Raw genomic sequence first — 12095 nt, 5'->3', positions numbered from 1 at the left:
ACTTAAGTTTAGTTATTTTTACAGTGTACTTCACAGCCGAAAATCAAATAACAGTGGTTCTGCAGCAAGTTAAAAAGCGAGGAAGCATGCCGTTAACATGACATTATTCGAGGCAAGAACACAGGTACAAAAAAAGCGAGCCTAAGCTCGCTTTTCAAATAGTACGTCTTTAAACAATCACCTTATAACAGGTATTTTGTTTATTTCTTGATCATATCCAGCATGATAGCAACTGATTCATCAAGATAAGCATCCGGGGCTTCGTAGTCTTTTGGAATATCATCCAACGTTTTAAATGCCTCTAACTTAGCGGCTTTTTGACGTTGGTTAATACGCTCTAGACGAAGCGCATCCGCATCATCACTCTCTTGTTGACGAACCTTTTCATTAAGAGAAAGGTCATTGTCGTCTTTATCTGCCTTATATTTTTCAATATCTTGCGCGATAAAGCCAAATTCCATGTCTGTTGCGATACGAGCTTCGTGTTTAGCCGTCAACGCTGCGATCTGCTCATCGTTACGCTGTAACACTGAGTACTTCGCTTTGTCGATGCTGTCCCAAGGAAGAGCGTTGTCTTCAACACTTTCACCAGTATCTGCAGGATCAATTGGCGTTGGGTAAGCAATATCAGGTACTACACCCTTGTTTTGCGTACTACCACCATTGATTCGGTAGAATTTTTGGATTGTGTATTGAACGTAGCCTAACTCTTTATCGAACAAATCATAAATATGATTCAAAGAGCGATGCTGTTGCACCGTACCTTTACCGAAAGAGTTTTCACCTAGGATGATTGCACGGCCATAATCTTGCATCGCTGCTGCAAAGATTTCAGACGCTGAAGCACTGTAGCGATTCACCAATACCGTTAACGGGCCTTGGTAACTGATTTGACCATCAGTATCACTGTTCACTTTGACACGACCGTAGCTATCACGAACCTGAACAACAGGTCCTTCTTTGATAAACAAACCAGAGAGTTCAGTTGCTTCAGTCAGTGCACCACCACCGTTGTTTCGGAGGTCAACAATAATACCTTCAACACCTTGCTCTTTAAGCTCGGTGATCAGTTTATCGGTATCTTTAGAAAGGCCAACGTAGAAACTTGGTACTTCTAATACACCAATTTTCTTGCCGTCTTTCTCGATCACTTCTGATTTAACAGCGCGGTCTTCTAAACGAATCTTATCGCGAACAATTGTGACAACGTGACTTTTTGCATCTTTACCATCTGGCAAGATCTGTAGCTTAACTTTGGTCCCTTTAGGGCCTTTAATAAGTTGTACTACATCGTCTAAACGCCACCCGATAACATCAACAATTTCTTCGCCATCTTGACCAACACCAACAATGCGGTCTCCATCACTCAATTGTTTGCTGTTTGACGCAGGGCCACCAGCAACTAAAGAGCGAATAACGGTGTAGTCGTCTGTCATCTGAAGCACAGCACCAATACCTTCTAGAGATAGGTTCATCTCAGATTGGAATTGTTCTGCATTTCTTGGAGAAAGGTAACTTGTGTGAGGATCAACTTCACGCGCAAATGCGTTCATGTAGATCTGGAAAGCATCTTCATTATGCGATTGCGTAATACGCTTCATCGCATTGTTGTAACGCTTTTCCAAAACTTCTTGAATCTCTGGCCACTCTTTACCAGTAAGTTTTAGATTCAACGCATCATATTTAACGCGTTTTCTCCAAAGCTCATTCACTTCAGCGATATCTTTTGGCCACTCAGCTTCACTACGATTGAGCTCAATACTTTCATCGGTATCAAACTTAATCTCTGTATCTAGCAAAGACAATGCATATTGAAAACGTTCAAAACGCTTCTGCATAGACAGATTATAAACATCGAATGCAATCTGGTTATTGCCCGATTTCAGCTGATCATCAATTTGTTTAGATGACGCAGAGAAAGAGTCAATATCAGCTTGAGTGAAGATATTACGATTATAATCCAGCATCTCTAAGTAACGATTAAAGATAGCTTGAGAGAAATCATCGTTGAGATTGAAGTGTTTATAGTGAGAACGAGTAAATCGAGAAGTAACACGTTTACTAGCAGTTTCGTGTTGGACCTCAGGAGCGAGTAGAGGTAAATCGTCCTGATCTAATTTGGCTTCAAGAGCCTGAGCTGAAGCTGCTAGCCAAAAGCTAGCAGCAATCAGTGTCAATTTTGAACGGCATTTCATGCGTAGGAGTATCTCCTTTAAGCGCGCAAGTGCTCCGCTTTAACAACCATTTGTAGGCCGTTTGCTAACTGAACACGCACATCTTCCTTATTGATTTCAACAATGGTCGCAGCCATGTTTCCTTTACCCATGTTCACATTTACTTCTTTGCCAGCGATGAATTCGTCAGCGTTCAAAGCGCGTGTTTCTACAGGCTTTTCTACTTTTGGTGCTTTAGGCGCTTGACGACGAGGCTGTTGAGCTTTCTTCGCCTTAGGTTTCGCTTTGCCTTCTTCACGAGCTTTTTGTGCTTGTTCTTTACGACGAGCCTGAACTTTCGCTTTGCTTTCAGCAAGTGTAGCTTTAGCGTGTTCAACGTGCTCTTCTTCTAGTGTGCCACACGCGTTGCCGTCTAGGTCAACACGTTCTGCGCCAGCTTTTACGCCGTGCAGGTAACGCCATGATGATGTGTACTGTCTTAACGCTGCACGAAGCTGAGTCTTACTTACTTTTTCGTCTTCATTTAGACGTTCAGCAAGATCTTGAAAAATACCAATTTTAAGTGGCTTCGCTTCACCTTCTAGAGTAAAGCATTTAGGGAAACATTCAGCAATATATGCGATAACTTCTTTGCTGTTTTTTAACTTTTCAGTGTTTTCCATGTGGGTTCCTGGTTTTTGCGGTTTTCCGCGAGCATTAAGAAAATATTTTTACGTATTATAGAGAGATGCTTGGGAAAAACCACAGTAAGAGAATAATTTATGCCTTGTTCGCGTGCGAATTAAGCAGCTTTTCCACTTCTGCCATGAAAAATGTCAATCCGTCCTCGTCAATTTGAGAAAAACGGCCAACATTTGGGCTATCGATATCAAGAACACCCGCTATTTTTCCGCCAATCGAGAACGGAATAACGATTTCTGAGTTACTTGCAGCGTCACAAGCGATGTGACCTTCGAACTCATGAACATCATGAATGCGCTGAACTGTATTCGACGCAACCGCAGTTCCACACACTCCACGCCCTACCGGAATTCGCACACAAGCAGGTTGACCTTGGAAAGGGCCCAGTACAAGTTCGTCTTTTTCCTTAGCTTGGTCCTGCTTCATTAAATAGAAACCCGCCCAATTCAAGCCATCCAATTCCATGAATAATAATGAACTGATATTAGCAAGATTAGCAGTTAGATCGGTTTCTGATTCAATTAATGCAACGGCTTGTTTGGTTAAGCGTTGGTAATGTTCTATTTTCATATTAACTTCCAATTAAATTGAGACTTCCATTATCAAGAGAACGCAGTAGAATGCGGCCATCAAACTAAATAGGACTTATTCTCATTACAATGAACAATTCAGAAGACACTATTAGCCGTTCTTGGTTAATAACTCAAGTAAAAAAACACAAGTCCAAATTACTGTTTGCTAACATTATTGCCATATTTGCAACTCTCATTAGTGTCCCTATCCCGTTGCTCATGCCATTAATGGTTGATGAAGTATTACTTGATAAGCCCGCTTCAGGCTTAGAGATGATGAACCACCTACTTCCATCTTCATTACAAACACCGACTGGCTATATAGCACTAACTTTGTTGTTAGTGATTATCATGCGCTCCGTTAGCCAAGCGCTGAACATTCTGCAAGGGCGCCAGTTTACGCTTGTGTCCAAAACAATTACCTATCAAATGCGCAGCAAGATGATAGATAAGCTTGGCCGCATCAGTATTCGACAATACGAAACCAAAGGCAGTGGCGGTATTAACGCCCACCTAATAACAGACATAGAGACAATAGATAAGTTCATTGGCTCGACTCTTTCTAAATTTATCATCAGCTTCCTGACCGTGTTCGGGACAGCGATCGTGCTGTTGTGGTTAGAGTGGCGTTTAGGATTGTTCATTTTATTGGTCAATCCTGTTGTAATTTATTTCTCCCGTAAACTAGGCAGCAGGGTCAAACACCTTAAGAAATACGAAAACCAATCTTTCGAGCGCTTTCAAAACCGTTTGGTGGAAACCTTAGACGGCATTTACCAACTGCGTGCGGCGAATAAAGAACGTATCTTTCTCGATGAACTTAAGGTTCAAGCAAACCAAGTAAGAATCGATGCAGACAAATACGCTTGGCAATCTGAAGCTGCTGGCCGTGTTTCGTTTCTGCTGTTCTTACTAGGTTTCGAGCTTTTCCGTGCCGTCGCTATGCTAATGGTGTTATTCAGTGACTTAACCATTGGTCAGATTTTCGCGGTATTTGGCTACTTGTGGTTCATGTTAGGCCCGGTCCAAGAGCTACTAGGGATTCAATTCTCTTGGTATAGCGCGAAAGCGGCACTACAACGCATCAACGATCTTCTTCAGTTAGAAGAAGAGAAGCGCCCTATCAGTAAAGTGAACCCATTTACTGAAGATCAAGAAGTGACAGTTGACATAGAAGACGTTACATTCTCTTACACATTAGAAAACACTGTTTTAAATAGGCTATCGCTGCACATCCCTGCAGGTAAAAAAGTCGCTTTGGTCGGTGCGAGTGGAGGGGGTAAATCTACGTTAATCCAGTTGCTGATTGGGGTTTACCAAGCAGACTCAGGTTGCATTCGCTATAACGGTGAAACAACCGATGACATCAGCTTTGATATTATCCGCAATGAAATTGCCGTTGTTTTACAACAACCTATACTCTTTAACGATACATTAAGGCATAATCTGACCCTTGGCGCTGAATACGATGAAATGTCGTTATGGCGTGCGCTTGAAGTCTCTCAAATGCAAGATGTTATTAAGCAACTGAGTAATGGATTGGATACACAAATTGGTAGGAACGGAGTTCGACTGTCTGGCGGTCAACGACAACGTCTAGCAATAGCCCGCATGGTGCTGAGCAATCCTAAGTTTGTTATTCTTGATGAAGCGACATCTGCACTCGACACTGCAACAGAGTCGGCACTGCATAAAGCTCTGAGCGAGTTTTTGAAAGATCGCACAACTTTGATAGTGGCTCATCGATTATCAGCGGTGAAACAAGCCGATCTAATCTATGTTTTAGAAGATGGGCAAGTCACACAGACGGGAACACATGGTGAATTGGTTGAACAACAAGGACTTTATCAAACACTCTACGGCAGTGTGCAATCGCACGCCTGATGTTTATAGTTCTGAGTCTTTAAGTCGGGCATCGAGTCTGACTAACGTTTCAACTTGGGAGGTCGCGTGACCTCCCCATCCGTTACCACCCCTTTATCAACGAAGCATCAATGCGATAGCAGCTCAGTGCGTCTTTGTCAGGGCTGCGAGCTTCCCGTAGATAAAATGGACATCCCTTTGGGGAAATCTGCTTACTGTCCAAGGTGTGGTACTCAGCTTTATAGAGGCGGGACCCCTAGCCTCTCTGGAAACCTAGCAATTGCGATTACCTGCTTATTGCTGTTTATCCCCTCGCACTTTTTTGAATTCATCAGTATTCGCCTGATTGGTGTCATGATACCTGCTACATTACCATCCGGCGTCTTTACTTTAATGGGTGAAGGCTTCCCTCTGCTTGCCTTACTGATCCTGTTCTGCAGTTCGATCGCTCCGTTGCTCGTGTGTACATCGGTACTCATTACCCATTTATCATTGCGATTCAAATTTTTTACACCATTTAGGTATGCGTTAGCCATCATCCAGACATTAAAACATTGGATGATGTTGGATGTGTTTCTGGTAAGTTTGGCGGTCTCATGTTTCAAACTGCAAGATTACTCTGACATTTTCGTCGGCCCTGGTTTGATTGGCCTGATTCTTCTGCAGCTTTTCAGCGTATTACTAGTAAGCCGTATCAGTGTACGTCGCTACTGGGAAGCTTGGGCAAAAGAATCCGAATACTCTTTTGCTGAGAGTAAGAACGTACACTGTCACAACTGTCACCTATCTCAGCCTGACGGTCATACTTGTGTGCGTTGTCACCATGACTTATACCACCGCAAGCCCTACTCTATACAGAAAACTTGGGCTCTGCTATTTGCCGCATCCGTGGCTATCGTGCCAGCCAATGTCATTCCTATTTCTATTCTTATTACCAACGGTCAAAGGCTAGAAGACACCATCATTTCCGGTGTCGCTTCGCTGATTAATAGCGATATGTATGGCATCGCTGCGATCATTTTCATTGCCAGTATCGTCGTGCCAGTCGCGAAAATACTGGGCCTCGCGTACATCTTAATCTGTATCAAGATGAAGCGCGCCGTTTACCACAGGCAACGTATGACCATCTATTTCATCGTGAAATGGGTGGGGAAATGGTCGGTAATGGATCTGTTCGTTATTTCGATCATGATGACCTTGGTCGACCGCGGACAAATTTTAAACTTTACACCAGGTTATGGTGCAGTCGCTTTTGGCGTCGTAGTTGTTCTCACGATGCTAGCAGCGGAAAGCTTAGATCCTAGGCTAATTTGGGATAACTACACCTCTAAAGATGAGTCAGTGAATGAACAACGATAACCAATCACAAACGTCATATTCACCAGAAGTAAGGAAAAACAAAGGCATCTCACCTTTGTGGATTCTGCCGATATTAACCGTCGCCTTAGCCGGTTGGTTGGTCATGAAATCGATACACGATGCTGGACAACGTGTGCAGATATACTTCTCAGATGCCGCAGGTTTAGTCGCAGGTCGAACAACGATTCGTTACCAAGGCTTAGAGGTGGGTATGGTGCGTGACATCACTTTATCCAAAGATCTATCGAGCATCTATGTCGATGCTGACATCTACCCAGAAGCGAAGAAGCTACTCTCAAAAGGCACACGGTTTTGGCTAGTAAAACCAACCGCTAGTTTGTCGGGTATCTCAGGATTGGACGCGCTTGTTTCAGGTAACTATATTGCTATCCACCCGAGCGAAACCAAACAAGACCCAGAAACCGTTTTCCAAGCGTTAGAATCCTCCCCTTCTGACTTACTGGCTTCTGAAGGTTTGAACATTTCACTGACGACCAAAGATCTGGGCGGCGTGTCTGTTGGCTCTCAAATCGTTTACCGTAAAATCCCAATTGGTGAGGTTTACAACTACCAGTTAAACGACAACGCGAAATCCGTTACGATTCAAGCGTCGATTAAAGATGAATACAGCCATATCATTACCGACCAAAGCCGTTTTTGGAATGTCAGTGGCTTAGGTGCCAGTATTGGCTTTTCTGGTGTTGATGTTCGCTTAGAGAGCCTAAGTGCATTGCTTGGCGGTTCAATTGCGGTCGACTCTCCAGGAGAAGGTCAGCCTGTCGAGATGAACACCAAATTCAAACTTTACCCAGATTTGAAAACAGCAGGTCGTGGTATCTCTATCAAGATCGCTGTTCCCGATGATAACAAGATCAGTGCAACGGGCGCTCCGATCATGTATCGCGGCATTGAAATCGGTCAAATCACTGATTTATCGCTAAGTGAAGGGCGTGAAAACGTCGTTGCATCTGCCGCTATCCAACCGGCATTCAGTGACTTTTTAAACAGCGGCAGTAAATTCGTTCTAGAAGAGGCTGAACTGTCGCTTACTGGCATGAAAAACATTGCCAATTTAGTGACAGGTAACTTTTTAACCTTGGTACCGGGTGAAGGTGAAAAGGCGCGTCGATTTACTGCAATCCGCAAAAATGAATTCAGTCAGGAACAAGAGAAATCCGTTGCGATTCGCTTAACGTCGAACAATTCGTTCGGGTTAGATGTCGGTACACAACTTCTCTACAAAGGCATTGCCGTTGGCTCTATCATCCATGTGGGATTAGTTGATGGTGTTGGTACGGGCTCTGATAAACACGAAGTCTTCATGGATGCACTTATCGATAATGAGTACGCGCACCTTATCAAAAGCCACAACCGTTTCTTTGTGACAGGTAGTGCGACTGCAGAGCTAACCGAATCAGGCTTGAGTGTTACGGTCCCACCAGCAAAACAGCTTCTTACCGGCTCGATTAGCTTTGTGAGTGAAGGTAAATCTGAAGCTCGAACGGACTACCAACTTTTCCAAAGTAAGTCGTTAGCAGAAATTGCTAAGTTTAATCAGTCTGGTTCAAAGACACTTTCTTTGTTTGCCAGTGAGTTACCTTCAATTTCTAAAGGCAGTCCACTCCTCTACCGCAACCTACAAGTGGGTAGTATTTCTGATTTTCAGCTTGCCGACGGTGGCGTAAGAATCAAAGTCACAATCGAAAATCGTTACACGCACTTACTCAACAAGCACACTGTTTTCTGGAACCGATCAGGCGTTGAGGTTGATGCGTCGCTATCGGGTATCAGCATTAAAGCGGCACCAGTTAAAACCCTTATCCAAGGCGGTATTGCTTTTGACTCTCTGCCGGGAATCGACAACAAACTTGGTGACGTGTGGAAACTTTACAAAGATTCAAAATCTGCTCGAAAATTTGGCCGCGCGATTACTATCACCTCTTCTGGCGATCAAGAAGTCAACAAGGGCATGGCGATCAAATATCAAGGTGTCACTGTTGGTGAGGTTACTTTGGTGATTCCGAACTTCAACAAGGGCGGCATTGAAATTACTGCGCGTATTTTACCTGAGTACGTCGACAAGATTGCCGTGACGAACAGTCACTTCTGGTTGGCAGAACCTGAGATTGGCCTTAATGGCATCAAAAACGTCTCTGCGCTGCTCTCTAAACACATCAACGTAGACCCGGGCAAAGGTGAAAGAAACACGAAATTTGAGCTTAGCAAAGGACCTGTGCAGCCTGAAGGCAAGATATTCCAACTGCAAAGCGAAACGCGCGGCTCAGTATCTGAAGGTACACCTATCCTATTCCGTGAACTAGAAATTGGCAGTGTTATAGATGTTCAGCTGGGCGAGTTTGCTGATCGCATCATATCTACGATTCAAATAGAACCTGACTACGCGTATCTAATCCGCGCAAACACCGTGTTCTGGAACGTGTCGGGCGTCGATGTCTCTATCGGCCTGTCAGGCGCAAACATCAAAGCCGGAACGGTAGACAGCTTGTTAAGAGGTGGTATTACATTCTCAACGCCACCGACAAATGAACTTCAACCAGTAGCAAGCGAAGATCAGTCTTTCTACCTCTATCCTCAAGCCGAAGATGAGTGGAAATCATGGAGAACCGCAATTCCTCGTCCATAGAGTGAACTCTCTGACGTTTCTGGAAGATTAATTCTTCATCAAAATGCAGCCATTAGGCTGCATTTTTGTTGTTTGCTGCAAATATGGTTTAGGACGGCCTCATTTTGCTTTAAACTCCCCGCATTAATGCAATAAATCGAGATACTCTTTTGCACGCTAACGTATATATTCCTGAAGAATTCCTAACGCACATCGAAGCAATCATGCCTAGTCATCTAGATATGGCTTCTTTTGTTGCGTCATGCCAAAAACCACTTCGTAAAAGTATTCGAGTCAATACATTGAAAATCAGTGTTGAAGATTTCCTAGTACGAGCAAAAGAGAAAGGCTGGGAACTGGAACCTGTACCTTGGTGCGAAACGGGCTTTTGGATTACAGCTGATGAAAGTGAAGCGCCACTAGGTAATACGGCAGAACACATGTCTGGTCTTTTCTACATCCAAGAAGCAAGCTCGATGATGCCACCTTCGGCACTTTTCCAAGGTGAAGCCGATTACCAAGCGGTGTTAGACACTGCGGCTGCCCCCGGTTCTAAAACAACGCAAATTGCTGCGCTAATGAATAATCGCGGTGTATTGGTTGCCAATGAGTATGCAGCAAGCCGTGTGAAAGTCCTTCACGCTAACATCGAACGTTGTGGCGTTCGTAATGCCGCTCTAAGTAACTTTGACGGTCGAGTTTTTGGTGGTTGGTTACCAGAACAGTTTGATGCTGTGTTGCTAGACGCACCCTGCTCTGGCGAAGGCACCATTCGTAAAGATGCCGATGCGATGAAGAACTGGACGTATCAATCAGTGGTCGACATTGCCGACACGCAAAAAGATCTGATTGAAAGTGCATTCCATGCTCTTAAACCTAATGGTGTTTTGGTTTACTCAACGTGTACGCTTAGCACCGAAGAGAACCAACAAGTGTGTCATCACCTAAAAGAAACCTTTGGTGATGCGGTTGAATTCGAATCTCTGGAATCACTATTCGACAACGCAAAAGCAACCACGACAGAAGAAGGCTTTCTTCACATCTTCCCACAGGTCTATGACTCTGAAGGTTTCTTTGTTGCACGTATCCGTAAACTAGCGTCTGTTACTCCACCAGAAGTTAAAAAACGTATGGGTAAATTCCCATTTGAAAAAGCATCAAAGAAAACTCAGCAAGAAGTCGCTGAACAACTAATGAGTACTCTCGATATCGAATTGCCAAGCGATACTCAGGTTTGGATTCGCGACAAAGACGTTTGGCTATTCCCAGAAGCGCTAGAGCCGATGATCGGTGAGTTCCGTTTTTCTCGCATGGGAATCAAGATCGCTGAAACCCATAAAAAAGGTTACCGCTGGCAGCACCAAGTAGCGACAACGCTCGCAACAGGTAATGAAGCTAATGTTGTAGAGCTTAGTATTGAAGATGCTCGTGAATGGTTCATGGGCCGCGATGTTCGCCCTGAAAACTTGTCAGGAAAAGGTGAAGTACTAGTGAAGTACAATGGTGCAATCATCGGCCTTGGTAAGTGGGTTGGCAACCGAGTGAAGAACGGTTTACCACGCGAACTCGTGCGCGATAAGAACCTTTTCTAAAAGCGTTCGCACTGAATACACCTTAATAAACAAAAAGCCCAAACAACGTTAATTGTTTGGGCTTTTTCTATTCTATCGGCCATATAAGTCAGTGTGCGAGCGCTTGTAAATCAACAGCTAATTATATAAATATCAATTCAAGTCACTATTTCCAAAAAGAAAAATCGCACTTTAGAGAATCTAAACTAGACTTCAATCTAACAGTCAAAAGATTAAAACGATTAGCGTAGGCTCTTCGGAGCCCTTTCCCCTAAGCCCAAACAGGAAGGTTTGGGCTTTTTTTTGACCGAAAGGACCGCTTACTTAACTAAGCTGATACCTTCTTTGTCGATAGTGATCTTGCCAGATTTGTATAGACCACCAATTGTCTTCTTGAACGTACCTTTGCTGGTTCTGAATGCAGAGAAAATAACTTCAGGAGAAGACTTATCATTCAAAGGCAGGTAACCGCCTTTCTTCTCAAGCAGGTCAAGAACCTTAGTGCTTAGGTCATCCATCTTAGCCACACCAACCTTCTGAAGAGACAAATCAATCTTACCGTCTTCTTCACGAACGTTTTTAATGTAGCCTTTTAGTGTTTTACCAATGAACAGCTTACCGATGATGTCAGATGGGAAAATCATACCCCAGTGTTCACCGTTCACGATCGCTTTGTAACCTAACTGGCTGCGCTCAGCGATAATGAGATCGACTTGCTCATTTTGCTTATAAGTCGCAGGCGTGTTGTCTAACCATTTGTTGAACTTCGTTGTACCAACGATACGGCTCGATGCTTTATCGATATACACATATACTAAGATTGACTGACCTTCGTTTAAACGGCCACGCTGCTCGCTGAAAGGAACAAGAAGGTCTTTACCTTTCACGCCCCAGCTCATGAATGCACCAGTGCTGTTAACACCTTCAACCGTCATCAAACCAAACTGGCCTACTTGAGCTATTGGTTTTTCAGTCGTTGCAGCGATCTGGTTGTCAGAATCTATGTATAAGAAAACATCTAGCTTTTGACCAATTTCAACACCTTCAGGAGTAAATCGTTTCGGCAGCAACACGGTTCCATAGTCGCTCGCGCCAAGGAATACACCGAAGTCTGCTTGTTTTACTACTTCTAAGTTGTTTATTTGACCAATATTAATCATCAAGGTTGTCTCTACTTTAAATTTGGCGGAGATTATACGTGATCTCTGATATGCTTTCGCTAGTTTCATTCATATTTTTACATTCTAGGAGA

Annotated in this window: 8 protein-coding genes; 4 read left to right on the top strand and 4 right to left on the bottom strand. The window is 43.7% G+C overall.

The window, feature by feature from the left end; all coding sequences use genetic code 11:
* Positions 1 to 200: 200 nt before the first annotated feature.
* The 3 genes from prc to AB4493_RS14270 all read right to left on the bottom strand — a co-directional run bounded on the left by prc (position 201) and on the right by AB4493_RS14270 (position 3425).
* Positions 201 to 2195, bottom strand: a complete 1995-nt coding sequence (prc, locus tag AB4493_RS14280) for a carboxy terminal-processing peptidase (RefSeq protein WP_017068919.1) — start codon at positions 2193 to 2195, stop codon at positions 201 to 203.
* Positions 2196 to 2212: 17 nt separating this feature from the next.
* Positions 2213 to 2836: an RNA chaperone ProQ gene (gene proQ, locus AB4493_RS14275; protein ID WP_017057223.1), complete on the bottom strand. Its 624-nt coding sequence runs from the start codon at positions 2834 to 2836 to the stop codon at positions 2213 to 2215.
* Between the two features lie 97 nt (positions 2837 to 2933).
* Complete coding sequence (locus AB4493_RS14270; RefSeq protein ID WP_017066966.1) at positions 2934 to 3425, bottom strand: GAF domain-containing protein; 492 nt, start codon at positions 3423 to 3425, stop codon at positions 2934 to 2936.
* An 89-nt stretch (positions 3426 to 3514) separates the two neighbouring features.
* Between AB4493_RS14270 and AB4493_RS14265 the strand changes: the two genes are divergently transcribed.
* The 4 genes from AB4493_RS14265 to rsmF all read left to right on the top strand — a co-directional run bounded on the left by AB4493_RS14265 (position 3515) and on the right by rsmF (position 10864).
* Positions 3515 to 5311: an ABC transporter ATP-binding protein gene (locus AB4493_RS14265; protein ID WP_372155233.1), complete on the top strand. Its 1797-nt coding sequence runs from the start codon at positions 3515 to 3517 to the stop codon at positions 5309 to 5311.
* A gap of 54 nt (positions 5312 to 5365) precedes the next feature.
* On the top strand, positions 5366 to 6649 hold the full coding sequence (locus tag AB4493_RS14260) for a PqiA/YebS family transporter subunit (protein ID WP_372155231.1): 1284 nt from the start codon (positions 5366 to 5368) through the stop codon (positions 6647 to 6649).
* Positions 6636 to 9293: an MlaD family protein gene (locus tag AB4493_RS14255; protein WP_372106296.1), complete on the top strand. Its 2658-nt coding sequence runs from the start codon at positions 6636 to 6638 to the stop codon at positions 9291 to 9293. Before AB4493_RS14260 ends, AB4493_RS14255 begins: the two co-directional genes overlap by 14 nt.
* Positions 9294 to 9442: 149 nt before the next feature.
* Positions 9443 to 10864, top strand: a complete 1422-nt coding sequence (gene rsmF, locus AB4493_RS14250) for a 16S rRNA (cytosine(1407)-C(5))-methyltransferase RsmF (protein WP_372102810.1) — start codon at positions 9443 to 9445, stop codon at positions 10862 to 10864.
* A gap of 299 nt (positions 10865 to 11163) precedes the next feature.
* Here rsmF and AB4493_RS14245 read toward each other — a convergent pair whose 3' ends face one another.
* Entirely contained in the window at positions 11164 to 12072 is a 909-nt protein-coding gene (locus AB4493_RS14245) for a S1 RNA-binding domain-containing protein (protein ID WP_372155228.1), read from the bottom strand.
* Positions 12073 to 12095: the final 23 nt, after the last annotated feature.

The sequence above is a fragment of the Vibrio sp. 10N.222.55.A1 genome, assembly GCF_041473835.1.
In the GTDB taxonomy this organism is placed as follows: Bacteria; Pseudomonadota; Gammaproteobacteria; order Enterobacterales; family Vibrionaceae; genus Vibrio; species Vibrio crassostreae_C.
Note: the sequence above shows the minus strand (reverse complement) of the source record. Positions and strands in the feature narration are given on the sequence as shown.